The organism is Lysinibacillus sp. FSL M8-0134 (genome assembly GCF_038069745.1).
Classification (GTDB): domain Bacteria; phylum Bacillota; class Bacilli; order Bacillales_A; family Planococcaceae; genus Lysinibacillus; species Lysinibacillus irui.
Genome location: NZ_JBBPAJ010000001.1, coordinates 1,256,249 through 1,282,000 on the forward strand (window position 1 = coordinate 1,256,249; position 25,752 = coordinate 1,282,000).

28 protein-coding genes and 1 riboswitch are annotated in these 25,752 nt (G+C 38.0%); of the genes, 15 read left to right on the plus strand and 13 right to left on the minus strand.

Annotated elements, in window-relative coordinates; all coding sequences use genetic code 11:
* Positions 1–541: 541 nt before the first annotated feature.
* Entirely contained in the window at positions 542–1,048 is a 507-nt protein-coding gene (locus tag MKY49_RS06115) for a GNAT family N-acetyltransferase (RefSeq protein WP_274796204.1), read from the minus strand.
* 132 nt (positions 1,049–1,180) lie between these two features.
* On the opposite strand from MKY49_RS06115, the gene MKY49_RS06120 reads away from it, so the two are divergent.
* A complete protein-coding gene (locus MKY49_RS06120) occupies positions 1,181–1,978 on the plus strand; it encodes a GNAT family N-acetyltransferase (protein ID WP_341385798.1) in 798 nt (265 codons plus the stop codon).
* A gap of 10 nt (positions 1,979–1,988) precedes the next feature.
* Here MKY49_RS06120 and MKY49_RS06125 read toward each other — a convergent pair whose 3' ends face one another.
* On the minus strand, positions 1,989–2,252 hold the full coding sequence (locus tag MKY49_RS06125; RefSeq protein WP_274796206.1) for a Parvovirus coat protein VP1-like protein: 264 nt from the start codon (positions 2,250–2,252) through the stop codon (positions 1,989–1,991).
* A gap of 182 nt (positions 2,253–2,434) precedes the next feature.
* Here MKY49_RS06125 and MKY49_RS06130 point away from each other — a divergent pair, with 182 nt between their 5' ends.
* From MKY49_RS06130 to MKY49_RS06140, 3 genes are all read left to right on the plus strand, one after another.
* Positions 2,435–3,481, plus strand: coding sequence for a DUF418 domain-containing protein (locus MKY49_RS06130; protein ID WP_341385799.1), 1,047 nt, complete (start codon positions 2,435–2,437; stop codon positions 3,479–3,481).
* A gap of 139 nt (positions 3,482–3,620) precedes the next feature.
* Positions 3,621–4,280 carry a hypothetical protein gene (locus MKY49_RS06135; protein ID WP_322610366.1) on the plus strand — a complete coding sequence of 220 codons (660 nt, stop codon included), beginning with the start codon at positions 3,621–3,623 and terminating at the stop codon, positions 4,278–4,280.
* Positions 4,281–4,305: 25 nt separating this feature from the next.
* On the plus strand, positions 4,306–5,556 hold the full coding sequence (locus tag MKY49_RS06140) for a glutathionylspermidine synthase family protein (protein WP_274796209.1): 1,251 nt from the start codon (positions 4,306–4,308) through the stop codon (positions 5,554–5,556).
* Between the two features lie 58 nt (positions 5,557–5,614).
* Here MKY49_RS06140 and MKY49_RS06145 read toward each other — a convergent pair whose 3' ends face one another.
* Positions 5,615–6,088, minus strand: a complete 474-nt coding sequence (locus MKY49_RS06145; RefSeq protein ID WP_322605440.1) for a YbaK/EbsC family protein — start codon at positions 6,086–6,088, stop codon at positions 5,615–5,617.
* A gap of 306 nt (positions 6,089–6,394) precedes the next feature.
* On the opposite strand from MKY49_RS06145, the gene MKY49_RS06150 reads away from it, so the two are divergent.
* The 3 genes from MKY49_RS06150 to MKY49_RS06160 all read left to right on the plus strand — a co-directional run bounded on the left by MKY49_RS06150 (position 6,395) and on the right by MKY49_RS06160 (position 8,381).
* Positions 6,395–7,486 carry a PstS family phosphate ABC transporter substrate-binding protein gene (locus MKY49_RS06150; protein WP_404809735.1) on the plus strand — a complete coding sequence of 364 codons (1,092 nt, stop codon included), beginning with the start codon at positions 6,395–6,397 and terminating at the stop codon, positions 7,484–7,486.
* Positions 7,487–7,517: 31 nt separating this feature from the next.
* Positions 7,518–7,613, plus strand: a riboswitch (guanidine-I (ykkC/yxkD leader).
* Positions 7,614–7,725: 112 nt separating this feature from the next.
* Positions 7,726–8,067, plus strand: coding sequence for a DMT family transporter (locus tag MKY49_RS06155; protein ID WP_274796212.1), 342 nt, complete (start codon positions 7,726–7,728; stop codon positions 8,065–8,067).
* Positions 8,067–8,381, plus strand: coding sequence for a DMT family transporter (locus MKY49_RS06160; protein ID WP_274796213.1), 315 nt, complete (start codon positions 8,067–8,069; stop codon positions 8,379–8,381). Before MKY49_RS06155 ends, MKY49_RS06160 begins: the two co-directional genes overlap by 1 nt.
* A 44-nt stretch (positions 8,382–8,425) precedes the next feature.
* Here the strand turns inward: MKY49_RS06160 and MKY49_RS06165 are convergent, their stop codons facing one another.
* The 4 genes from MKY49_RS06165 to MKY49_RS06180 form a co-directional block, all read right to left on the minus strand.
* Positions 8,426–9,310 (minus strand): glycine betaine ABC transporter substrate-binding protein, encoded by an 885-nt coding sequence (locus MKY49_RS06165; RefSeq protein ID WP_341385800.1) that lies wholly within the window; start codon positions 9,308–9,310, stop codon positions 8,426–8,428.
* A gap of 85 nt (positions 9,311–9,395) precedes the next feature.
* The gene (locus MKY49_RS06170; protein ID WP_312505433.1) at positions 9,396–10,250 is read right to left on the minus strand and encodes an ABC transporter permease; all 855 of its coding nucleotides are present in this window, start codon (positions 10,248–10,250) and stop codon (positions 9,396–9,398) included.
* Entirely contained in the window at positions 10,243–11,442 is a 1,200-nt protein-coding gene (locus tag MKY49_RS06175; RefSeq protein WP_274796216.1) for a quaternary amine ABC transporter ATP-binding protein, read from the minus strand. The genes MKY49_RS06170 and MKY49_RS06175 overlap by 8 nt, the downstream gene beginning before the upstream one ends.
* A 158-nt stretch (positions 11,443–11,600) precedes the next feature.
* A complete protein-coding gene (locus MKY49_RS06180) occupies positions 11,601–12,236 on the minus strand; it encodes a TrkA C-terminal domain-containing protein (protein ID WP_274796217.1) in 636 nt (211 codons plus the stop codon).
* Between the two features lie 271 nt (positions 12,237–12,507).
* Here MKY49_RS06180 and MKY49_RS06185 point away from each other — a divergent pair, with 271 nt between their 5' ends.
* From MKY49_RS06185 to MKY49_RS06200, 4 genes are read left to right on the plus strand one after another with little or no spacing between them, the layout of a single operon-like run.
* Positions 12,508–13,239: a GTP cyclohydrolase II gene (locus tag MKY49_RS06185; protein WP_322610369.1), complete on the plus strand. Its 732-nt coding sequence runs from the start codon at positions 12,508–12,510 to the stop codon at positions 13,237–13,239.
* Positions 13,240–13,254: 15 nt separating this feature from the next.
* Positions 13,255–14,367: a bifunctional diaminohydroxyphosphoribosylaminopyrimidine deaminase/5-amino-6-(5-phosphoribosylamino)uracil reductase RibD gene (gene ribD / locus MKY49_RS06190; RefSeq protein WP_341385801.1), complete on the plus strand. Its 1,113-nt coding sequence runs from the start codon at positions 13,255–13,257 to the stop codon at positions 14,365–14,367.
* On the plus strand, positions 14,364–15,449 hold the full coding sequence (locus MKY49_RS06195; RefSeq protein WP_341385802.1) for an FAD-dependent oxidoreductase: 1,086 nt from the start codon (positions 14,364–14,366) through the stop codon (positions 15,447–15,449). Before ribD ends, MKY49_RS06195 begins: the two co-directional genes overlap by 4 nt.
* A gap of 16 nt (positions 15,450–15,465) precedes the next feature.
* Entirely contained in the window at positions 15,466–16,029 is a 564-nt protein-coding gene (locus tag MKY49_RS06200) for a 5' nucleotidase, NT5C type (protein ID WP_274796222.1), read from the plus strand.
* Positions 16,030–16,071: 42 nt separating this feature from the next.
* Here MKY49_RS06200 and solA read toward each other — a convergent pair whose 3' ends face one another.
* The 4 genes from solA to MKY49_RS06220 form a co-directional block, all read right to left on the minus strand.
* Positions 16,072–17,187 carry an N-methyl-L-tryptophan oxidase gene (gene solA, locus MKY49_RS06205; protein WP_274796223.1) on the minus strand — a complete coding sequence of 372 codons (1,116 nt, stop codon included), beginning with the start codon at positions 17,185–17,187 and terminating at the stop codon, positions 16,072–16,074.
* A 124-nt stretch (positions 17,188–17,311) separates the two neighbouring features.
* Positions 17,312–18,661 (minus strand): uracil-xanthine permease family protein, encoded by a 1,350-nt coding sequence (locus MKY49_RS06210; protein ID WP_341385803.1) that lies wholly within the window; start codon positions 18,659–18,661, stop codon positions 17,312–17,314.
* Positions 18,662–18,716: 55 nt separating this feature from the next.
* Positions 18,717–20,084 (minus strand): guanine deaminase, encoded by a 1,368-nt coding sequence (gene guaD / locus MKY49_RS06215; protein ID WP_341385804.1) that lies wholly within the window; start codon positions 20,082–20,084, stop codon positions 18,717–18,719.
* Positions 20,085–20,405: 321 nt separating this feature from the next.
* Positions 20,406–21,293, minus strand: a complete 888-nt coding sequence (locus MKY49_RS06220) for a LysR family transcriptional regulator (protein ID WP_341385805.1) — start codon at positions 21,291–21,293, stop codon at positions 20,406–20,408.
* 119 nt (positions 21,294–21,412) lie between these two features.
* On the opposite strand from MKY49_RS06220, the gene MKY49_RS06225 reads away from it, so the two are divergent.
* The 3 genes from MKY49_RS06225 to MKY49_RS06235 all read left to right on the plus strand — a co-directional run bounded on the left by MKY49_RS06225 (position 21,413) and on the right by MKY49_RS06235 (position 24,053).
* Positions 21,413–22,597 carry a YbfB/YjiJ family MFS transporter gene (locus MKY49_RS06225; RefSeq protein ID WP_341385806.1) on the plus strand — a complete coding sequence of 395 codons (1,185 nt, stop codon included), beginning with the start codon at positions 21,413–21,415 and terminating at the stop codon, positions 22,595–22,597.
* Positions 22,598–22,783: 186 nt separating this feature from the next.
* The gene (locus tag MKY49_RS06230) at positions 22,784–23,524 is read left to right on the plus strand and encodes a class I SAM-dependent methyltransferase (RefSeq protein ID WP_322610376.1); all 741 of its coding nucleotides are present in this window, start codon (positions 22,784–22,786) and stop codon (positions 23,522–23,524) included.
* 13 nt (positions 23,525–23,537) lie between these two features.
* Positions 23,538–24,053, plus strand: a complete 516-nt coding sequence (locus tag MKY49_RS06235; protein ID WP_341385807.1) for a DUF6886 family protein — start codon at positions 23,538–23,540, stop codon at positions 24,051–24,053.
* Positions 24,054–24,101: 48 nt separating this feature from the next.
* Here MKY49_RS06235 and MKY49_RS06240 read toward each other — a convergent pair whose 3' ends face one another.
* Both MKY49_RS06240 and MKY49_RS06245 read right to left on the minus strand, forming a co-directional pair.
* A complete protein-coding gene (locus MKY49_RS06240) occupies positions 24,102–24,587 on the minus strand; it encodes an NUDIX hydrolase (protein WP_312505452.1) in 486 nt (161 codons plus the stop codon).
* Positions 24,588–24,606: 19 nt separating this feature from the next.
* Positions 24,607–25,152, minus strand: coding sequence for a GrpB family protein (locus MKY49_RS06245; RefSeq protein ID WP_322605427.1), 546 nt, complete (start codon positions 25,150–25,152; stop codon positions 24,607–24,609).
* 117 nt (positions 25,153–25,269) lie between these two features.
* Here MKY49_RS06245 and MKY49_RS06250 point away from each other — a divergent pair, with 117 nt between their 5' ends.
* A complete protein-coding gene (locus MKY49_RS06250; RefSeq protein ID WP_322605426.1) occupies positions 25,270–25,722 on the plus strand; it encodes a DUF523 domain-containing protein in 453 nt (150 codons plus the stop codon).
* Positions 25,723–25,752: the final 30 nt, after the last annotated feature.

A 25,752-nucleotide genomic window follows, 5' to 3' on the forward strand; every position in this document is an offset into this window, starting at 1 on the left:
ATGCAAACCGATGCATTCTTGGCTTTTATCATTCTTATAAAAATTTCCTTTTTAACAGTACATTAAAGATGTAAAATAAATGTATGTTTACAATAAACGATTAAATATTAAATGACTTTTTAATCGTTAATTATTTTCATAAGGGGGTTAAAGGATGATGAGAGGTACGATTCAACAAACGTGTTGAAATTTCACAAGTGGAAGCATAGCACTTCTTAAAATCAGGGAGAGTAGCGCATGTCGCAACTGTTGATGAGGAAGGCTTTCCTTACGTAATTCCTTTTGTCTATGTATATGAAGGGGATGACAAACTTACACGAATCGAGGAGGTATCTAAGAAAGAATGGTTCTTTGATGCTCTTCTAGAGAAGTATGGCAATCCTGAATGGACATTTGAAAGAGAAGGCTATCCGATTCTGCCTAAAATTGAGCTTTTTGAGGTACAAATAGAAAAAATAACTGGAAAAATAAATCACAGCATGTATCACTGATAAAAAAGGCTAAGTATTAGTTGAAATCTACCATCCTTAGCCTTTTCATTTTACGAGTTAGTTAAAGTGAATAATTGAAGCGTATTGTCAGTATCGTCATAGCCTTGGTAAATAAAGTTCAATTTCTTTAAAACCTTGATAGAATTGATATTTGCAGCCTCAACTTTTGCAACAATTGTATTCATTGCTAAGTTCGTAAAGGCGTAATCAATTAAAGCAGTTATAGCTTCTGTTGCATAGCCCTTTCCCCAATGAACCTTCGCTAAATCATAGCCAATCTCAGTGATAGCATGGTCAAAATCAAACATATTAAAGCCACATGAGCCAATGATATGATTGGATGCCTTTTCAAAGATTGTGAAACGGAGCGCCTTTTGTTGATCTGCTAATTGTTCCAGTAGTTCAATCATTTCTAGGGCCTGGTCTTCATGTGTAAAATAAGTGATATTCATATATTTGGTTACATCAGGATCTGACCAAATGGCCAATAAATGTTTAGCATCAGCCTTCACCATTTTTCGTAGCTGTAATCTTTCAGTGTTAATACATTCAATCAATACTTTTACCTCCAAAAAGTTAGGATGTTGGATGAAAAATATTGCTATCTGTGCATAATTCAGTCCCTTCTAATGAATCTAATTTTATTATAATAGACTGGGTACAGACTGCAAGTAACTGGAGGAAATATTATGATAAGAGTCTCAGAGGAACAATATCCAACCATTAAACAAATGATTTTAAGAGCCCCAACATTTGTTTATAGTATACTAGATCAAATAATAGAAGGAACTGTCTATGCGGATACAACTGCTTTTCAAACTTTATTATTTCATACGAAATCAGGCATTTATTATATATATGGTGATATAAATAAGACTGCGGTTGATCAACAGCTTAGCTATTGCTTTCTAGAATCTATCAAGCAAAAGAAACGTTTTACTCTATTCTCTTCCACAGCACAGTGGGATACTAAAATTGAACAATTATTCGATGGGCTTATTAGAAAATTAGAGCGCTATACATTTTCATTTGATGAAGACATGTATAATCAACGTGAAAAAAGCGAGGGGCATAATTACAAGGTACAACCTATTACTGAACATCTTATTAAAAATTCATTGGAATTCGGGCATGCATATTATGATGAATATTGGGACTCTCCTGCGAATTTTCTTGAAAAAGGCTTTGGCTTTTGTTTAGTCCATCATCACCAAATAATTAGTGAAGCTGTCGCTATTTTTAAATCAAATGATTATGCGGAAATTGATATTATGACGGATCCGAATTTTAGAGGGCAGGGCTTAGCTAGTATGATTGCAGAAACATTTATTGACCGTTGTCTCGCACATGCTATAAAACCTTGTTGGGATTGCGATATTTCGAATACTGCGTCCATTTATCTTGGTACAAAGCTTGGTTTTACTAAGCCGCAAAAATACTCGATTTTTACTAAGAAGGAGCCCACGCTGTCCTCAAAAACATCGTGAGCTTTGTTCCTTAAAAGTATCGATTGCGTAAATCAAAAACACGATAGAATAATCTGGCATCTCTCGCCATTTTATTAGGTGCATTCATATACGGTTGAAGGCATCGTTGAAACTGTTCATCACAATGTCTTGTGCTACCGTGGCGTGTATAGCATTCATCGTGTAGTTTACAGCAAGCATCCACTGCATTCGTAGGCTCGCCTGGCCCTGAGCAGCCAGGACCACAGTACCGATAACCTGGGTAACAAAAACCAAGCTTGCGTTTTCTATTCATTGGCTAAACCTCTCTTTACTATGTTTTTACTATAAAATATGTAACATTTCATGACAAAAGAGGTTAAAAAACTACTAGGCTATTCTTTTAATTTGTAAGGTTGCTGTAAGCTTAAATGAACATAACTGTAAGGATGGGGCGTTATGCTAGCTATAGCATAAAAGATAAGGAGTTAATGCAACATGAATCCATCCGTAACACAGAAAGAACGAATTATTTCCTTAGACATTATTCGAGGATTAGCGTTATTTGGTATTTTATTTATTAATGTAGGTGCCTACCAAGTTCTTATTGAAGGTGGCCCAATGCCTGATTATAGTGGCATCAATGGTGTAATCAATACACTTATTGATATATTTATCGAAAAGAAATTCTTTTCTATTTTTTCATTCCTGTTTGGTGTTGGTTTTTATATTTTCGCTACTCGTGCAGAAGCGCGTGGAGATAGACCGAGATGGCGCTTTGCAAGACGGTTATTGGCATTATTGATTATTGGTATTATTCATATTTTTCTATTTTGGGGCTCGATCCTAGCCATTTACGCAGTGATTGGATTTTTATTGCTGCCATTTTATTCAGCAAAAGTGACAACAATTAGTAAATGGTTAATGGCTATTATCACGCTTTATATTCTTGCTTTATTAGGACAAATATATATGCCTGCTAATACTACAATGTCAGCTATTTATGGCTTTGTAGGTAATGATGCCGTCTCTATTTTCATTATGTTTTTAAGTGGTTTTTTAGCAGCAAAAGCCGGCTGGATTAGCCATATAACAGAGAATATGCAAAAAGTGAAATGGCTACTTTATGTGACAGGTCCATTATTTATCGGATTTTCATTATGGATTTGGTTGGCATCGCAAGCAGATGATCAACATATACAATCTATTCTTGGCTTAGGTGTTATTCCGACAACATACTTTTATTTAACATGTTTGTTTATAATATTAGAGCATAAACAAGTAGTGAAACTTCTTCAACCAATCGGACGAGTGGGTCAAATGGCATTTACCAACTATTTAGCACAAAGCTTTATCGGTACTGCTATTATTTCACTAATGGGTTTAGAGGTTGTCTCACCATCAGATATTGTTGTAATAGCGAGCATCATTTTTATTATTCAAATTATTTTTAGTATGCTTTGGTTTAAATTCTTTACAATCGGACCATTTGAAAAGCTATGGCGATATATGACATACGGTAAAAGAGCGGTGACAAAGCAATGATAAAATTCTTGGAATCCCAAACATGTAGTTTGGGATTTTTTCCTGGAGAAATAAATATTGTATGATTTTGTAAAAAGTGAAACCTACTATTAATCACATCCGTAGATTAGTTACATGAAATAAAGGAGCATTTGAAAATATGGCAAAACAAATAAAAAAATATATGGCTGTAACAACGGCATCTTTTATGGCTGTACAGCTAGCCGCATGTGGAAATAGTGAAACAAAAATAGTAGAGGAAAATCCTACAACAACATCTGCTACTAATCCGTCAAGCGAAGAACAAACTCAAGCAACGAGTGATGAATTAATAAATGTTTATAATAGCGAAATGGCTGATGCCTGTGATGAATGGCAAGAGGGAGACGATGGTTCCTATGAATGTATCGATGAAGATTCCCCGTATTATTCTCAGCATTTCTTTAATGGTCTCATGTATGCAACGGCGGGCGCAATGATCGGAAGTGCCATTTATAAAAGCCGCAATTTAAAAAATGGCACAGATCGAGATGAACAAAGCGGGGGTGGTGGTTCTACTGTACCTCGATCAACCCAAAATGCTAAGGATGAAAGTAAAACAAATGGTCTCACGAACAGCACTCAAGAAAAGGCTGGTACAACATCCAGTAGCTCTACACCGAGTAGTTCAAACTCCTATTCAAGTGGTCAGCGCTCCTATTCAACGGACAGCTCATCAAAAAGCTCGAACTCCTATTCCAATAGTTCTTCCTCCTCTAGTACAGGGAAATCTGGCTTCGGTTCAGGTGGGGCCTCTCGTGGCGGCTCGTCCTCCTCGTAAGTTTGAAAAGGGAGCATAAAAACTAATGAATTATACACAACAACGACAAGCATTCTATTCTAAATTTCCCCACTTCTTCCCTGATTTTGAGGATTTAGAGTACGCACTTTATGATGTTTTAGAATTGCCAAAACAACAAATCGATCAACTTCACTATGCCACACAAATACTTTGGCGTATCTTTTTAAAAGTAGGGAAACAATTTAAGCATTTATCGTGCGATCAATTATTAGCCTTAGGAATTCGTCCCGAAATGATACCCTATATTCAACTAGATTATTTACAGCAGCAATCTGTTCTGGCTCGCTTTGACTTTATTTGTACAGAGGATGGTCATATTAAATGTCTAGAGTTGAATGGAGAAACACCTTTTCTTGTACAAGAAACCTTTGAAATGAATGAACAGCTCTGTCAGCATTTTAGTTTTAAAAACCCAAATGATGTGACCGCTTTACAAAAAACGTTGTCAGGTGCACTTTTTGCTGCTATGCAATATGTAAACGATGTTAAAAAGCCAAAGATTGTGATCACCGGAAAAATGGCAACAGAGGATTATGAAGAGTATTGTCAGGTGCAATTTATTAAGAGCTGTATTCCTTTTGAAATTGAGTATGTACCTATTCAGAAACTAACCATTTTTTCTAGTGATACGTCAAATGTGTCTCAAGGTCTTTATACACCTGCTATGGAGAAAATTGATATTTTATTTCGTCCTGCACATCCTGCAGAGTTTTTAATAGATGATATAGCTTCAGATGGGGATCGTATTGGGCTACAATTATTAGAACTTGTCAAAAAGCGACAGCTAGCCATCATTAATCCACCTGCAGCTTATGTCTTACAATCGAAAATCTTATTATGGTTAATATGGGAGCGGAGAAGTGACCCACTACTCTTTACAGCAGAGGAAAGAGCAGCAATTCAGCAATTTATGCTACCTACATATCTTACAGCAGAGCCTTTTATTCGTGAGGATATGCCTTATGTGAAGAAACCTGTTTATTCACGTGAAGGAAATACTGTGGAGATTTACGAAGGTAGTGGGAAGAAACTAAATGCCTCTCAATCCTCCCATTATGATGATAATTTGTTTATTTATCAGCAGTATATAGAGATGCCTAACATAACGATTCAGCTAAAAGAGGGATATCAGTCTAAAAAATGGCTAATCGGTTCATTTGTTGCTGATAATCGAGCGTGTGGTTTAAGCTGTCGCGTCGGCAATCAGATTACTGAATGGGATTCACATTGGTTAGCAGTGGGTTACAAGGAATAGTAAGTCATTAATAGTAGAATCGGCGAGACCTTTTGATAAGTTTCGCCGATTATTGTTTTTAATCATTCCAGCCCTTACATACATCAACCCATTCTTTATAGGGAGTATACGTTTCGAGTTCTGAAATGGTTACCTCTATGGCAGAATTGCTACTACCGCATGCTGGAAATACAGTTGTGAAGCGTTTCAGTGAGTCATCTAAATAAATGGCCACCCCTTCGTTTACACCAAAAGGACAAACGCCTCCAACATCATGCCCAATCATTTTTTCAACGTCATCCCTTGCTAGCATCTTAGCCTTCGTCCCAAAGACCGCTTTAAATTTGGCATTATCGATTTTAGCATCGCCTGCAGCAACAATTAATACGGCACCGTCATTCACCAGAAAGGATAAAGATTTTGCTATACGTTCAGGCTCACAGCCGAGTGCCTGTGCAGCTAATTCAACGGTTGCAGAACTTTCTTCTAATTCTTGTATCTTGTGCTCAACATTCCATTGTGCTAAATGATTACGTACTTTTTCAATTGCCATATGTACAACTCCTCCTACTTATCTCTATTACATTCGACATAGTGCTATCCAGTTTAATACTTTTTTAAAAGTATTACTCTAACGAAATGCTAGCCTTTGCAACCAAATGTTAAACCTTTGAAATTAAAGCTATGCCGAATCAGGATAAATTTAATTTTAACATAATTTTCTGAATAAACAGTTGTGAATGCTTTATCTTTCCAGTACGATTAGTTTAGAAGTGTAAAATTACACTGGAGGAGGGTATCTGATATTAGAATTATACAAATTGTATCGGTGTTAATTGGTTTATCGGTTGTCACATTAATGGCTGCGCTTATTGTTACACTGAATGGAAGTATACATTTTATGCATTTAGTGTTTACCGTGCCTGTTTGTTTATTTGTCTTTTTTATATCTAGCATGTTTAAATGGATCAACACTAAGAGAAGAAGAGGCTTGTTATTTGGTGCTATGGGGATTGCCTTATTGATTGCGTCCATCAAACCGATTCAACATTATTATAAAATGAGTATCCCGACTGTCGATGCAGAAATTGATGTAACGGCCTATCAGCCATTTGCACAGGGCAATAAAGTGGAAAAGACTGACGCAAAAGCATCCTTACAATTATCGGAGTCATTACCACGTTTAGATGGTGCGACGGCTCTGTATCCTTTGTACGCAGCTTTTGTAGAGGCCACTTATCCAAAAAGTGACTATGCTCCGTATAATAGTAGAGTACAAGTTAATCGCACACCTGAAGCTTATCAAAATTTAATTACAGGAAATGTTGATCTTATCTTTGTGGCAGCACCGTCCACCTCACAGGAATGGCAAGCAGAAAAGGAAGGTCTGACGTTAAATATGACACCAATAGGACGAGAGGCATTTGTCTTTTTCGTGCACCATAAAAACAGTGTCGATAATTTAACTCTAGAGCAGGTGAAAAAAATATACGCGGGCGAAATTACCAATTGGCGAGAGGTAGGTGGCAGGGACGAGACAATTCGTGCTTTCCAACGTCCAGCAGATAGTGGCAGTCAAACAGCACTAGAAAAATTGATGGGCAATACGCCATTGATGAAAGCACCTTCTGAAGACATCGTGTCGGGAATGGGAGGAATCATCCGAGAAGTTTCGCAATACCGAAATTATAAAAATGCCATAGGCTTTACGTTTAGATATTATTCGACAGAGATGGTCAAAAATGAAAAAATTAAATTATTAGCTATTGATGGAGTGGTACCGACTAAAGAAAATATTCAAAATGGTACATACCCTTTAGTATCAGAATTTTATGCAATCACAGCAGGAACAGAAAATCACAATGCACAAAAATTAATTGATTGGATTCTTTCTGAGGAAGGGCAAGTCATGGTTGAAAAGGTCGGCTATGTACCACTGGAAAATCATTAAATAGTTTGCTATACTAAGAGTAACAATCGAATGAATAGTTTTCTAGGGTTCCGTAGCCTTGCTAGTCTGGTCCGAGAGAAAACCACAAATTGATTTTGTGACACGGAAGGATAAAAGCCTGGGAGATACTGTTTTTAAAACAGTTTCTTCAGGCTTTTTTTGTTTGGCTAAAATTAACTCACAAAGTGAATGCTAAACAACGGTTAATCGTCCGTGTCTTATAAAATGGAGGGGTTTTTATGAATAAACAGTGGATAAGTGTCATTGTAGCGGCTTGCTTTGAAGTATGTTGGGTCATTGGTTTAAAGCATGCAACAAGTGTATGGGAATGGCTAGGTACTGCCATTGCTATTTTTGTAAGTTTTTATCTGCTTATTAAGGCAGGGGAGCATTTACCAGTTGGTACGGTTTATGCTGTCTTTGTCGGTTTAGGGACAGCTGGAACTGTTTGTGCGGATAGCTTGTTATTTGGGGAGCCATGGAAATTAGCAAAAATAGTATGTATTGTAGTGTTACTCGCAGGAGTAGTCGGCTTAAAGCTTGTAACTGGAGAGTCAAAGGATCAAGAGGTGACTGAATAATGGCATGGATGGCATTAGTGATTGCAGGATTGTGTGAGATGATGGGTGTATATATGATCAGTAAATATAACAAGATGAAAAGTATGAAAAATTTAGGATTACTGATTTTTGCATTTACCTTAAGCTTTGCAGGTCTTGCCTATGCAATGGAAACATTGCCAATGGGTACAGCCTATGCTATTTGGACAGGAATCGGTGCGGCTGGGGGAGCACTGCTAGGAATGCTATTTTTTAATGAATCCAAGGACTGGCGCCGTATTGTTTGTATTATCCTTGTATTAGGGGCGGCAGTCATGTTGAAGTTGTTATCATAATAAACAGGCACTCCTGCATAAGCGGAAGTGCCTGTTTTCTTATATTATTTCTTTACATCTTTTGTCCATTCAGCTACCTTATCTGGATTAGCTTCTACCCATTCTTTCGCAGCGTCTTTTGGATCTTTACCATCCATTACTTCTAGCATTACGCTTTCTAAATCTTCTGCTGTCCAGTGGAAGTTATCTAAAATAGAGTATACATCTGGTAAATCTTCTTTCAAGCCTTTACGAACAAATGTATTAATGGTTTCTTCTCCACCATATACACCTTTTGGATCTTCTAAGTATTTAAGATCATATTTCGCAAATTTCCAGTGAGGTGACCAACCTGTGACAACAATCTCTTCTTCATTTTTCAGCGCCTTAGCCAATGAAGTTGTCATTGCGCCAGAAGAAGAAGTAATAAAGTTCCAATCTGCTAAATTATCATATTCTTCTATTGCTTTTTCCGTAGCAGCCGTAATACCAGCACCCGGTTCAATCCCAGTGATTGTATGATCAGCTTCATTTGTTAAGTCTTCAATAGAGTTAACATTCATATAGCTTGGAACAACTAAGCCAATTTTTGCACCAGCAAGGTTTTCTCCAAGCTCATCTAAATCAGCTTTATATTTTTCGTACTGTGATGCATGTGTATGTGGTAACCATGCAGCAACCATTCCGTCAGCTTCCCCTTTAGAGACAGCCTCCCACATAATTGCATTATCTAAAGGAGTTAATGTCACATCATAACCTAAATCTTCGAGAACTTGCCCAACAACATTCGTTGAGGCGATTTCTGTATCCCACTCAACATAGGCAAGGTTTACCTCCTTAGAATCACTGGTTTTTCCAGAGCTTGAGCCTGAATCGCCTCCACTACATGCAGCGAGCATGAAGCCTAGACCTAGAGCCATTCCTAACTTTGATATTGTCTTTAGTTTCATCGAATCTCCCTTTCTATTTATCATTTTATCAAACTGCCAACACTATCCATAAGGTGCATGCCGGCGAGAAAGATTAACTATGTTTCTATAATGCTTTCTTTTTATTAAAGCTTTGTGTTAAGCGGTCAATAATAATAGCAAAAATAACTAAGCCTAGGCCTGCAACAAAGCCATTCCCAACTTGTGTACGTTGAAGGGCTGTTAATACCTCTCGTCCTAGACCCGGTGCTCCAATCATAGAAGCAATAACTACCATAGAAAGTGATAGCATCACGGTTTGGTTAATTCCGGCCATAATCGTAGATTTAGCCAAAGGAATCTCTACTTTAAATAGTTTTTGACTAGCGGTACTACCATAGGAGTCTGCTGCTTCGACTAATTCCTTCGGTACTTGACGAATACCGAGGTTTGTCATACGTACTGTTGGGGGTAAAGCGAAAATAACAGATGCAAAAACACCAGGCACAATCCCGATGCCGAAGAAGGCAACTGCTGGGATCAAATAAACAAAACCAGGCATTGTTTGCATGAAGTCAAGTATTGGTTTAATAATGTTTTCAGCTATTGTAGATTTCGACATTAGAATACCAAGTGGAATACCGATAATGATGGATATAATACTTGAAAAGAGCACGAGTGTAGTTGTCTCCATAAGGTGTGTCCATAGTCCTTGATTATAAATAAACAAGAGACCTATTAATGAGAATGCAGCTAGCCCGAATTTTTTGCCTGAAACGAAGAAGGCAAATATCACTACAAGTAATATAAGAATAATGGCTGGGATACCCATTAATAAATCAGTGACCTGATTCATGAGTAGTTTTCCAAATTGCTGAATAGAGTTAAAGAACGCTGAAAAATTACTCGTCAACCAGTCCATAGCTGATTCTACCCATTGAGCTAGTGGTATTGTTGGAATATTATCTAAAAAATTATTCATGTACTTCGGCCTCCTCATCGCTCGTTGAAAGTGCTTGGATGACAACGCCCCTAATGAGAACCCCTAGTAAGCGGTCATCTTTTACAACTGCGATAGGAGTAGGTGAATTATAAATCATCCCTAGAATATCTTGTAATAGCATATCTGGTGGAACGGTTAGCACCTCAGTTTGCACAATGGAGTGGACGGTCTGTTCATGCTTTTTAGCTGCAGCTAGTGCATCATCCGCAGTAATATAGCCTTTTAAGTGTCGATTTTTATCAACAGCCATTAATAAACTAACTGCTTCTTGTCGCATGCGTTTGAGTGCTACTGTAGGGCCATCCAAGTCTACATTAACGTAAACAGGTCGTACCATAACATTTTCAGCTGTTAATACTTTAGAACGGTCCACATCCTCTACGAATGTTTTGACATAATCATTTGCTGGGTTGGTTAATATTTCCTCCCCTGTACCAATCTGAATGATAGAACCATCCTTCATAATAGCGATCCGGTCCCCAATGCGTAATGCTTCATTTAAATCATGTGTAATAAACAAAATCGTTTTTTTCAATGTTTGTTGTAGATCAAGTAGTTCATCCTGCATTTCTTTACGAATCAAAGGATCTAGTGCAGAAAAAGCTTCATCCATTAGCAGTATTTCAGGGTCATTTGCAAGTGCACGCGCTAACCCAACACGCTGCTGCATACCACCAGATAATTGACTTGGATACTGATCTTTGTATGCAAGTAATCCAGCATTTTCTAGAGCCTGTTCAGCTTTTGCTTGTCGTTCTTCCTTTGAAATACCACGAATTTCAAGGCCGTATTCGGTGTTTTGAAGTAGTGTACGATGGGGGAATAAACCGAAGTTTTGGAATACCATACTCATTTTGTTTCTTCTTACAGTCCGTAGACTTTCTTTTCCCATTGTAGAAATATTTTCTCCATCAATATATATATTTCCGCTCGTTGGTTCAATAAGGCGGTTTAAGAGCCGTATAAGGGTTGATTTGCCACTACCTGACAAACCCATAATGACGAAAATTTCTCCTTCATTGACAGTAAAGCTTGCATCGTATACACCAACAGTTGCACCTGTTTCTTTTAAGATATCAGTCTTACTTTTTTGTTGCTTAACGAGTTCTAGTGCTTGGGGAATATGTTTGCCAAACACTTTCGATACGTGTTCTATTTTAATTTTTTCCATAGAAGCACTCCTTTCGTAAATTATTACTATGTGAGGATAATGATACCCAAAAATAAACAAGTAACAACTTTACTGTAGCAAAGGGTTGTTACTTTTGTCAAATCGACAAAAAAGAAAAAAACCGCTTAAACGCTGTTATATCAGCGCTTAAACGGATTTTAATTTGGATATAAAAAGCTTTGAACTCTGGCAAAGCTTTCATCATTACCGACAAAATAAATAATGTCTCCCTCTTCGAATGAGACATAAGGTCCAGGGGATAGTAATAATTCATTACCACGTCGAATTCCTACAATGGTACTTGATGTATTTTGCCAAAAGTTTAATGCTTGTACTGTTTGATGAATGCAAGGGCTATCAGCTGTCATTTCTAATTGATAGGGAATGAAAGGATTGACTGAACGGAAATGCTCTGTGCGGCTAATTAGCTGCTTTGCTTTATCTTGTAAATTAATTAATTCATGATGCTGTTTTTGGATGCTAGTTAAAAGTTCATTTTGTATTTCATGTATAGATTGAACATCATGAAACTGTCTAACGAAATGTGCCGCTTTTTCATAAGATTTAATGATAACTCCACTACCTTTTGAGGCCTCTACAATTTCTAAGTCTTGTAAAACAGCAATGGCTCTTCTTGCAGTTTCCGCCGAAACATTATATTGACTTGCTAAAGAGGATCTTGCATATATTTTATCGCCAATTTGGTATTTTCGTTCCACGATCTTTGATGCAAGGTCATTGGCTATTTGTTGATATTTTGGCTGTTTTACTTGAACATTTTTTTCTAAGTTCATTCTTAACTTCCTTTCGTCATTACAGGTACCACAGCTTATTATAGACTAGCCTGCACAGAAAAAATAGCATCTCCATAAGCTAGTAGTATATGATGTAAAAGTAATGTTAAAATTTTTGTATCTTATATTTATAATCAAAGAATAATAGCTGTTGATTGACACTTTTTAGTTATTATTATAAACTAAGTTACGTTATGTAAGTGCTGTGAAAATACATGTGCTCAGTTGGTGTATTTACCCCAACTGTTTCTATAGAAGGTTGGAGATTATAATGACAATTACGACTAAAGTTATGGACTTAGTGAAAGATAAAATGACAATGGTAAAGTATACCGACACAGAAAATATTTGCCTTGTTGGACCTGTAAATTTACCGATTAAACAAGGTGATTTTTCTGCCACATTTCAATGGTATAACTGGCTTAAAGTTGATGCAAATTTATCAAAAGAAGAAATCATTGATGGATTAGCCACTGCCAATTTAGCCTTTTTACAGCAATCATCAGTCCTTGTATATGGTGATTTTACCCATTCAGAAGATGCTTTAATCCGAATGCATAGTATTTGTCACACAGGTGACATATTTGGCAGCCAACGCTGTGATTGTGGCTATCAATTGCATGAGTCCATGAAAATGATTGTGGAGCATGGCTGCGGAGCAATTTTTTATTTAGCAGACCATGAAGGCCGTGGTATTGGTTTATTCTCTAAATCTCTTGCTTATTTATTACAAGAGGAAGGGTTAGACACGGTTGAGGCAAACCATGCTCTTGGCTTCCCGGACGATACTCGTTCTTATGAAGAAGCACTTGCCGTTCTAGCTACGCTGCGTTCTAAACCGGTAACACTTATTACAAATAATCCTAAAAAACTGGCTGCTTTACAGGATCGCGGCTTGGCAGCAGAAGGGCATGTACCTTTATGGGGTGGGTTGACGGAGACGAACCGTTATTATTTAGAAACAAAGGTTGAAAAATCTGGACATATACGCGAAAAGCAATGAGTGGAGGTTACGATCATGACGAATTTAGATGAAAAGTATATGCAATTAGCACTAGATTTAGCAGCTAGTGCGAAAGGAAATACTAACCCAAATCCACTTGTTGGGGCAGTCATTGTGAAGGACGGCGTGATTGTTGGCACAGGCTTACACAGAAAAGCAGGTGAACCTCATGCAGAAGTGCATGCTTTTCGCATGGCTAGTGAACATGCGCACGGTGCGACGCTCTATGTAACGCTAGAGCCCTGCTCACATTATGGCAAAACACCTCCTTGTGCGAATTTAGTGAAGGATTCTGGAGTACGTCGTGTTGTGGTTGCTATGCAAGATCCTAACCCAGCTGTAGCAGGGCGTGGCATTCAATTGCTTCGAGATGCTGGAATAGAGGTAGAAGTGGGGATTTTAGAGCAACAAGCGCGCCGTTTAAATGAACGCTTTATTCACAATATGTTGACGCAACGCCCCTTTGTCATTTCAAAATTTGCTATGACTTTAGATGGGAAAATTGCCACACATACAGGGCATTCTAAGTGGGTGACAGGCGAGGCAGCGCGTGAGGATGTGCACCAAATTCGTCATGAAGTAGATGGAATTTTAGTAGGTGTTGGTACAGTCATCGCTGATAATCCTACTTTAACAACAAGATTAAAGGAAGGGAATGGAAAACATCCAACACGTATTATTATGGATAGTTCTCTACGTACACCTGACCTTGCGAATGTGTTAAATACAGAGCAAGCACAAACGATTCTTGTTTGTAGTAAGGACGTAAGCCAAGACAAGATTGATCAGTTTACAGAGAAAGGTGTCACGGTTTTACCTGTGGGCAAAAATGAACACGGACTTCAGATTGATGAGATGCTTGAACAGCTTTATCAACTTGGCATTACAGATATTCTACTAGAAGGTGGAAGTAAAGTGAATGCTTCATTTTTACAGCAAGGAGCTATTGACAAGTATGTGGTGTATATTGCCCCTAAAGTTCTGGGAGGGAATTTATCGTTAACGCCATTTGCTGGCCATAATCCCTCTTTTATGAACGAAGCATGGAATGTTGAAGTTACTACATTTGATAAAGTCGGCGAGGATTTGCGAATTATTGCCTATCCAAAGCAAGGTGAGGAAAAATGAATTACCATGCGGATGTATGTATAGTAGGAGCAGGACCAGCTGGAACATTGCTGGCCTATTTATTAGCCCAAAAAGGGTTATCCGTGATTCTACTAGAGCAGAACTCAGCACTCGGCCAGGCATTTCGTGGCGAGCATTTAAATGAGGAGGGCGAGGCTGTTTTAAAAAACCATCATCTTTTTGAAGCAGTCGAATCCCTTGGCGTATTACGAATGGAGAAGCTTGAGTATTACGCAGATGGTAGACCTTTTAAAACGATATATCCTGATGAGGCAGTAGGGCATTTAGGTATACATGTACCGCAAAAACATTTATTAAAAGCCATTATACAAAAAGTACAATTATTACCCAACTTTACATGTTTACTACATACAAAGGTAATAAAGCTCGTTATGGATGCATCGGGATATTATAAAGGGGTCACAGCAATAAAAGGTGGGGACACGATAAAAATCAATAGTCAGTTAATAATCGGTGCTGATGGCCGCTATTCTACCATTCGTAAGCAAGCACATATTGATGCTCAAAAACATAAACATGGCTTTGATTTACTATGGGCTAAAATTCCTGCCTCTCCTGGCTGGGAACCATCAATTAAAATGGCATTAATCGAAGATAAGCAACTGTCATTGTTTACACAAGTCGGGGGCTTTATTCAAATTGGCTGGAATATTGAACAAGGGAGCTTCCCGCAGCTTCGAAAACAAGTTTTTACACCATTTATACAACAGCTTTCGGATGCATTTCCAGAGTTAGCGAAGACCGTGACGGAGCGTATAACATCTTGGCGTGATTTTGTGTTGCTGGATGTCTTCAGTAGCCATTGTCATAGCTGGGGGACAAAAGGTCTTGTCTTGTTAGGGGATGCTGTTCATACTATGACACCCACTGGCGCCTTTGGGCTTAATAGTGCACTGAAGGATGCAGAGTGTCTTGCGTCATTACTAAATAAAGACACGCTAGCACATTTTAATGTACAAGATTTTCAACAAATGCGTAAGCAAGCCATTGAAGAAGTATTAGCAAAACAAATTGAAAAAGAGCAAACGTTTGCTGATAATTTCATCAATAAGGCTTCTTGAAGGGACGAACAACTAGATGAAGTTTGGCTTTGATATAGATGACACATTAATTGATTTACGAGCACATGCCTTTTCTCTTTACAATCAAAAACTAGGGAAGAATGTTTCCTTTGAAACCTTTCAAGCCTTACTACGAGTAGAAATTCATGAACCTTTTGGTTTAACGGATGAGGAAGGTTCAGCAATGTGGAATAGCACATTAGAGGAAATTTATTTTACGGACTGTCCTCCTTTTAAGGACGCCTTAGAAACACTGCAAGCTTTAGCCGAGTCAGGACATGAGATTTACTATATTACTTCTCGTCCTAAGCAGTATTGTGCGCAAACAAAAGCATGGATGGAAGAGCAAGGTTTCCCCATTACCGAAGGACGTTTTTTCTGTGGGATGCAAGATACAGAAAAAGTGGCCATTATAAAAGAGCTTGCTTTAGATATTTATGTAGATGATAAACCAGCTGTGCTGGAAACGCTGAACGACGTAAGGACTAAAGTTATGTTAAAAAATCAATCCTATAACCAACATGTGAATCTACCACGCTTATATGATTGGCAAGAGTTTCAAGGGATGCTACAAAAATAAAGGATTGGTGCAACGAATACCGTTGTACCAATCCTTATTTTGTTAAAATCGACTAAGCTGAAAGGTTGTTAAATCCTGTTTACTTTTGCCGTCAATGATTAAATCCGCTAATACTTCTCCAACGGCACTGCTAAATTTAAAGCCATGTCCAGAAAAGCCTGCAGCGATGATGATATTTTGATGTTCAGGTAAAAAATCGATAATGAAATCTTCATCTGGTGTCATCGAATATTTACATGTTTTTCCGTATTTTAATGCTCCGTGCTGGGGCATGAACTGATCGATAAAGTTTTGTAAGTCAACGCTGTCGGCTTCATCAAATGGTCGTAACGGTTCATTTGGATTAATCGCTTCACCGCCATCATGTCGTCCAAGCTTCAATCCTGTCCCATCAATACTTGGAAAGCCATAGTAGGTCGAATCGGCAAATTCAAAGCAATAGGCTGGAAAAACCTCGTCATGATAAAGCTGCTCATCTGCGTCAAACCATGCAAAAGTTTTCCGAGTTGGTGTTACTGGAATAGTTATACCAAGCGTTTGGAGTAACTCCGTTGCCCAGGCACCTGCAGTTACAATTAAGTGCTTCGCCTTGTAGATGTTTTGTGCTGTTTGAACTTGTACCATTTCTCCAGCTTGGATGGTCAGTACTTTTTCGTTTGTCTGTAGGCTTGCCCCGGCTTCTAAAGCTAATTTTTTATAAGCTCGTATACACGCTTCCACACGAAGGACACCTGCTGTCGGCTCAAAATAAGCTACTAAATTTACTGGCAAGGATAGCCCTGGCCACTTATTCATTGCTTCAGCTGCTGAATAGTATTCGAGTGCTAAGCCATAAAATGCTGCACTAGCTTTCACGTTCTGAATAAAAGCACATGTTGGTTCGCCAATATTTACTACCCCTGTTTGTAAAAATAAATGTTCGTCTGCTAGCGTTTCGAGCTCCTGCCAAAGTTCCCCAGCTCTTTTGACAAAAGGCACATAACTAGCGCCTTCCCCATAAGCATAACGGATAATTCGTGTGTCCCCATGATGGCTACCTTCCTGATGAGGGGGAGTATAAGTATCTAGCATAAGGACTTTTTTTCCAGCCTTAGCTAAATAGTAACCAGCAGCCATTCCCATAGAGCCAGCACCCACAATTATGACATCATATACCATTTTAATCCCTACTTTTTTGCTCTAGTATAACAGATGAATCGTTAAGGAAACAGAAATTTTTGAAAGTAAATAAGCACAGCACCTACTCTCCTAATGGACGAAGGTGCTGTGCACGTCAGATTTACTACTTTGAGCTTGGTAGAACTTTGTTGAGGATAATAGCAACGAGGGCAGCAGTTGCTATGGGTGAGCCAAATAAATATTGAACAGTTGTAGGTAACGAGTATAAGAAATCATCAGGCAATAAAGAAAGAGCTAACGTTAAAATGATAGGGATTGCTATCACATACATTTCCTTTTCACCAATACGTTCATTTTTCATGACCTGTAAACCACTAATGGCTATTATGCCACAGACAATCACAAATACACCACCGATGACGGCAGACGGAATTGCTGAAATCAGTGCAGCTAATTTACCAGAGAACCCGAAGACGATAAACCAAATACCCGCAGCGATAAATACTCGACGGCTTGCAATCCCTGTAATAGAGATAACACCTGCATTGGTAGAGTAGCCCGTAACTGGAGTTGATCCTAATAATGAAGCAATAAAGCAACCAATTCCTTCACCAATAACACCACGATTAATTTGTTTATCGGTTAATGGTTTGTCGATGACATTGCTGATCGCAAACCATGTTCCAGTAGTTTCTGCCATTAAGACAATATAAATAATGACCATTGTGATAATTGCTGAAATATTAAAGCTAAAGCCAAAATCTGCGAAGGGAATTTGTGGCATACTAAACCATTTTGCTTGCGATACTGCTGATAAATTTAAAACACCCATCATATTTGCTGCAATACTACCAGCGATTAAGGCAATGATAACGGAAGTAATACGGAATAGACGTCCTTTTTGTTGAAAGACCGTGCCTAACATAACACAAATAATCAAGACAATTGCTGAAATTAACGCTAAATAGATATTTTGGTTAATGGATGCACCTGCTCCATTAAAAATATTATCACTTAAACCGACAGGCATTAAGGATAGACCAACCACAAAAATAATTGTTCCTCCAACAATTGGTGGAATAAATGTTTTGACAATTTTATTGAAGATGCCTGTATAGCCTAAAATAATGACTAAAATAGCTCCTATTAAGCTAGCACCTAACACAGTGCTCCAGCCTAAATCACCACTACCGCTTGCTGCATAGATCCCAACAATGGCGCCGAGTGGGACATAGGAAGGGCCTTGTGCCATCGGTAATTTCATACAAAAATGTGTTTGTACAATCGTTGCGATTCCTGCCGCAATAAACGTTGATTGAATTAATGCACTTGCCTGGCCAGTTTGTAAGCCGATAAGCATGGCAATTAAAAATGGGACTACGTAAACATCCATTGCCATGACATGCTGTAACCCTAGAAGGGCTGATTGACCAATCGAGACTTTTTCATCTGGTAATACGGTTAACTGGGTTTTTCTTGTTTCATTAGTTTGTTTACTAAGTTGCGTTTCCACGAAGATGTACACCTCAAATAATTATTTAGTTACTATAGAAATTAGAGAATCAATTTTACACTCTCGTATGTACTTTATTTCCTTGCACCCAAACCTCACGAATATTTTCTGGACGCACAAGATACATCATTTTTTGAAAAATATCGCGTAAATCTTCATTCTGATCAAAAATAGGGAGCTTGGCAGAAGGGATTTTTGTATCAATGATCTGTACATCCCATGTATAGTGTTCCTGTAAACGGCCTATTGGAAGGCTTAGGCTTTCTCCACCGCCAGCTGTTGCTAAATAAAATGCCTCATTAATGGTAATACGTGAATTTGGCACACCACGTTGATCAGCCGCTATAGCTGTATCTACACCATCCTCTAACATTCTCGATGACATAACAGCCTGTCTTGCATTATCAAAAAGACTTGGAGAAAATCCTCCTGAAACATCTGAGCCTAATCCAATATCAACACCCATCGCATGGAAGCGGGCGATAGGAATGACACTATTAGCAAAATAGGCATTGGAGATTGGACAATGGCCAATGGCAGTACCAGTTTCAGCAAATAGTCGTGCATCGTCATCACTTAAGAAATTACAATGTGCCATGACAGATTTTTTACCTAATAAACCAAAGTCATGTAAAGCAACAGCATCATTTTTATTAAATCGTTCTTTAACATAGCCATGCTCCCAGTCACTTTCGCTACAATGCGACTGAATATGTGTATCATATTTTGCAGCTAATTCACCTAAACCTTTTAAGGCATTGTCAGTACAGCTTGGTATAAAACGTGGTGTCACAACTGGATAGACACCTTGTTTAGTTGTTTTGGCTAGTTCTTTTACTGCTAAAATAAACTCTTCTGTATCGGCTAATGCTGTTTGTGTGTTTGCATCACGATAAAAATCTGGATTTTGCTCTGGATCATCCATGACCACTTTTCCGACTAGTCCTCGTTGGCTCTTCTCTGCGCAAATTTTAGCTAAAAGAACGCTTGCCTCTTTATGGACTGTCGCAAAATATAAGGATGTTGTTGTTCCATTGGCAAGAAGCGTGCCTACTAAATCCTCATAGACCTCTTGGGCAAACGCTAAATCCGAAAATTTTGATTCGATAGGGAAAGTGTATGTGTTCAGCCAATCATAAAGAGGAATATCTAGAGCTGTACCTGATTGAGCCCATTGCGGCGCATGGACATGTAGATCGACAAACCCTGGTAAGAAATATTGCCCTTCAGATAATTGATGGAAATTATTTTGATGTTGATATGTAGTTAATAGTTGCTGGTAATCAGTATGTTCAGGAGCGATTGTTTTATCAATCATGCCGTCAGCATTAATGAAAAATAAATAATCTTTTAAGATTTGAACCTCAGTAGCAGATTTACTTGTAAATGCTGTCCCTTTGAAAATATGCGTATATTCAGTCATAAAAACCACCTTAATGTTCGTTTATTGATAATAACATGGATTATTATAGGCTATTTAAACTATCAAGTCCATAAAAAAACGAATATTGATGAATTAACAAGAGGATTTAAAGAGCATTTTCAACTACTATTTGACAGCTTTGACAAGCGTTGATGGATGGATAAACAAAGTAATTTGAGAGCGTTACACAAATTGGATAGTTTGCCGTACTAGCTGCAATAAGACTACTAGTAGTCTTAGACATTAGATGATAAGCAGAAGAAGCTAGAAAGGAATCGATGATGAATTTCTCGATTCCTTTGAGATTGGACACGTTTACTATCAAATCGATTGATTGATGATGTGGAGAAAGTTATTAAAGGATGAGGAATGATGCTGTTCATTTTTTCTAGTACAAAGATAGATAGGACGCTGAATATCGATATCCTTTATAAAGACACGCGATACTTGTTGCTGTTGGATAAAGCTAGAGGCTGCAATGGAAGGGGCTAGCATAGTACCGAATCCTGCTGCAATAGCATGGATTGATTCATTAATTCCATCTAGTTGTAGTCCGACCTGAGGTGGGGGAATCTTATGCACCTTACATAAAGCATTTAAGTATTCTTTTGTGGAGCTACCATCTTCCCTTGTGACAAAGGGCTGTTGCATAAGTTCTGCTAACGATACAGTTTGATCCGCTAGTGGGTGATTATAGGGCACGATAAACCAATAATCTAAGTTCATTAAAAATTGATAATTGATATCTGGGTGATGTCCATCCTCTTTGACAATAAAGGCTAAATCTACCTTATAATGCAGTAATTCCTCAATTACTTGCTGCGAGTTAGCCGTTTTTAAATGAATATTTGTAGCTGGATAGATTTGCTTAAAATAAGCAAGCCATTTGGGTAATAAAAAGTGAGAGGGGACATGTGTAGATGCGATTTGCAGTTCTTCGTTGCCAGTATTTTTTAGCTGCTCTATTTTATTTTCGATATCCTGCTCTAAATCAAATAATCGCTGAGCCTGTTTATATAAAAAAACGCCATTTTGTGTTAGTGTAATACCTCTCCCTTTAGATTCCAGCAAGGTTAAAGCTAGTTCCTTTTCTAAATTTCGTATTTGTATAGTGACGGCTGGCTGACTAATCATAAGAGCTTGGGCTGCTTTGGAAACACTATTGAGCTCGGCCACTTTCGTAAATAAACGTAGTGCATGTAAATTCATGATAGACACACCTTTTATAAAATATTTTTATGCTTTTATATACATTATATATTAGATTTATTAATCTTCACTCTGTATTCTTTTAATTACAGTAGGGAACTGGGGAGGGGGATGAACACTTGAATCGACAGCATATGGGGATTGTTTTTGGGGGAATATTATTATTGGTTGTAGCGATGGGGATTAGTCGCTTTGCTTTTACACCGATTTTGCCATTTATGCGCCGTGATGTAGGATTTTCATTAGAAGTAGCTGGGTTTTTAGCCTCAAGCAATTATATTGGCTATTTTATTGGAGCATTATGGGCGGGCTTTATTTATCGTCAACGCAAAAAACTTTTATTGACAAGTGTTGTTTTCAACGTCCTTTCAGTAGGCTTAATGGGATTAATAGAGCTGTATAGTGTATGGCTAGTGCTTCGTTTAATCGCAGGTATTACAGGGGGCTTAATTTTTGTCTTGACGTCAAGTATTGTGATGGATTATTTGGCGAAACATTCACTGTCACGATGGTCTGGCTATGTCTTTAGTGGGATTGGTTTAGGGATTGCAATTTCAGGTTTATGTGTACCTATTATTGAAGCTAAATTTGCGTGGCAAGGTACATGGCTAGGATTAGGAATATTGTCAGCGGTTTTTTTACTCATGACAACTATTTTGTGGAAGGGTTTAGAGACTGGGGACGGTTTAAAAGTTGCAAAATCACTCGATACGAAAATGACAAAGGGCTTTATGCCATGGCTGATCGTGTCTTATGGATTAGAGGGCTTAGGTTATATTATTACAGGAACTTTTTTAGTTGATATTATTCATAATATCCCTTCTCTCCAGGCTTATTCCTCGTATAGCTGGGTGATGGTGGGGTTAGCAGCGATACCATCAGCACCAGTCTGGACAGTTTTATTAGAAAAATTTTCGGCAATAAAAATTTTGTTTGTGGCATACATATTTCAAGTGATAGGCATCTTGTTACCCGTATTTTCACAAACTGTATGGAGTGTATTGTTAGCATCGTTTTTATTCGGTCTAACCTTTGTAGGAATAGTCACACTAACAACATCCTATGCACGTCAGCTTTTTCCGACCCAGAGCGGATTCGTTGTATCTCTATTAACAACCTTTTATGCTTTTGGACAAATTATTGGTCCAATTATCGCAGGAAAACTGGTAGAAGTTTATAGCAGCTATAAAGCAGCACTTGTCTTTGCAGGGGTAATTGTATTTCTTGCATTACTTGTCATGGTTGTTGGCAGGTGGCTCACTGTCAAAAAAGAAGCTGTCGCTGAACAATCCATTTCAATATAACGCATAAAAGCCAGAAATCCTATTGGGATTTCTGGCTTTTCTCATTTACTTAAAGAAGCCGTGCCTCTATCTACATGATATTAAAAGATATAATAAAAGTCTATATATTTTTTTCTTTATATGGAAAAATAGACAAGTGCACAAGAGACGTAACGTTACGATTCTACTTTGAAATGAGGTCTTTATATGAATACAGAACAAGCCATTCAACGCTGGAATCTATATGCAGAAAGGTATACAGCTAACTACGATGAGCAGGGTGACATTCATCGTGTAGTACTGTTAAACCCCACCATCTTTGCATTGTTGGAAGAGATCAATGGAAAGCATGTATTAGATGCAGGGTGTGGAGAAGGCTATTTAAGCAGATTACTGGTGAAGAAGGGTGCAAGAGTAACAGCGGTTGATTTTTCACAAAAAATGCTGGACATTGCTAAGGAAAGAACGCCACAGAAGGATGCTATTCAATTTTTACAAGGGAACTGTGAAAAATTAGCGTTTCTAGCAGATGAACAATTTGATTGTATTGTTTCGAATATGGTTCTCCAAGATTTAGAGGATTATCAGGCTGCTCTATGTGAGATGTATCGATTATTAAAACCTACTAGCACTTTTATTTTTTCGATTTTACACCCATGCTTTGTGACACCAAATAGTGGATGGATGAGACATGTGGAGCTAGATCAGCAATATTGGAAAGTCCAACGTTATTTTTATGAAGGGGTGTACCAACAGCTAGATGCTGAGCCACCAATCATTCTGTACCATCGAACATTAACAAGCTATGTGCAAGCAATTAGGCAAGCTGGATTTATGATTGAGACTATTGTAGAGCCAAAGCCATCAGAGGAGATGCTGGAGAAGTATCCTCAATTTAAGGAAGATTTGCATTGTGCAGATTTTATTGTTTTTAAATTAAGAAAATAAAGGAGAAGTAACCATGCGTTTATTCCATATCAGTGAAGACCCTACTATTACGATTTTTCATCCTCGACTACCTGAGCGACCAGATTTAGATGCCACCAAAGGGCTTGTATGGGCGATCAACGAGAGATGCTTGCCGAATTATTTAACGCCAAGAGATTGTCCACGTGTTTGTTTTCATGCAGGAGAACAGACAACAGAGCAGGACAGACAGCACTATCTAGCTCAAGCTTCTCATGTAGTAGTCATAGAAAACAAGTGGTTGGAAGTATTGAAGAATACAAGTCTTTACCTATATGAGTTTGATAGTAATGGATTCACATTACAGGATGATATTACTGGCTATTATACAAGTGAATTAACACAAATGCCCATCAATGTCTCAGAGATCGAAGATATAGAGAAAGCATTATTAGAGCGTAATGTTGAATTGCGAATGGTAGATAGCTTGTGGGACATCCATGATGAAATCCAGCATACAAGCTTAAATTGGTCGATGTGCAGAATGCGCTTTGCAAAGCCTAGACATTAAAAATAAGCCTCGTCATGCACCTAATGCATGGACGAGGCTTGTTTTTTATTAGACAGTAGATGCTTGTTCAATTGGTGCTGAAGATATATTGACTAATTTTTTGTCTTGATAGGTAAAAATATATTCATAATTAGTTGTTTCCTTTAGCATTGTGGGTAAATAATATTTTAAATCCGCAATGCCCACATTTTCAGGGTGGAAAATCCAAGTAAGTTCCTTCCAATCTAGAATACCCTCAGCAACCTTTAGAGGGGTTACATATGTAAAAGATTCAGGTAGTTCCGCTATAAACGCATACATACAACCATAGTTAATATCGCCATCTGTCCATGTAATTTTTCCTTTATACGTAATATCCTCGACAGTAATACCTGTCTCTTCTTTAATTTCACGGATTGCACAAGCTAATGGTGTTTCATTCTGTTCAATTTTACCACCAACACCATTCCATGCACCCATCCATTGCGGCTTATCTCTATTCAGCAAAAGGATATGATCACCCTTCTTTACAAAACAAATAGTAAATTCAATCAAATTTATTCCTCCTTGTTAATTAGCTATCCGAGCGAGAGGGCGACCAGCCTGTAAGCTGACTCCATTGATTAGCTTGTTTTAAAATTTCCCAAATGATCGCTTCTTTAGAGTTTGTATATAGTTGTCGGTTATTTATGTATTTTTCTGCAAATTCACATTTTACCTGCTCGTAGCGACGACAGTAATCTGGATGACAGCGCAAAAAATCTCGAAATAATAAGGCCAGCTGTTCTGCCCAACTACCAGCCTGTCGAACATGAATATGTACTCGTCTATGACCAGGAGCCTCTCGAAAATAGCGTTTAGACTTGTCTGGATTGTTTGCTCGATAAATAAAATCAAGACATTCTAGTGGTCCTTTAAACGCTTCCAATGGCGTAAATGATGCTACGGATAGTTGTATGTCAATCACTGGTTTCGCTGCTAAGCCTGTTATAGAAGTTGAGCCAATATGATCAATTCTCAGTGCGTTGTCTCCTAGGGCCTCACGTAATCGAGAACCTATGCTATGAAATTCTTTAGCCCATTCATCTGTATATGGCAAAATTAAAATAGGATCGGACATTTTTTCCTCCTTTGGATAGCTATTTAAATAGTGTATCAAAAAAAGAGCAGATCACGTAAAACATTCTAATGTGAGCATGTTATAGTTGTATAAAGATAGTTGAAGGAGTGAGGAGCTATGATTTTAATTAGTGCCTGCTTAGCTGGAATAAATGTTCGTTATAATGGTACGAACAGTCTAAATGAAAAAATACAAAAGCTTGTGTTAGAAAATAAAGCTGTCACCGTTTGTCCTGAGTTAATGGGAGGTTTTACAACGCCACGCGAGCCTGCTGAAATTGTAGGAGGAAATGGTCATGATGTTCTTGATGGGAAAGCAAGGGTCGTTGAAAGATCTGGACGTGATGTTACAGAATTATACCTTAAAGGAGCGAATGCGACCTTACAAAAAGCACGCGAAATAGGTGCAACAAAGGTTGTCTTAAAGGAGTATAGCCCATCTTGTGGTAGTGCCATGATTTATAATGGGGAATTCAATGGCACTAAATTAGTTGGTGTGGGAGTAACGACTGCATTACTACAAAGGCATGGAATTAAGGTTGTGTCGGAAGAGCAATTTCTAACAAATTGAACCCAACATGACTGCGATTTTAGATGAGGG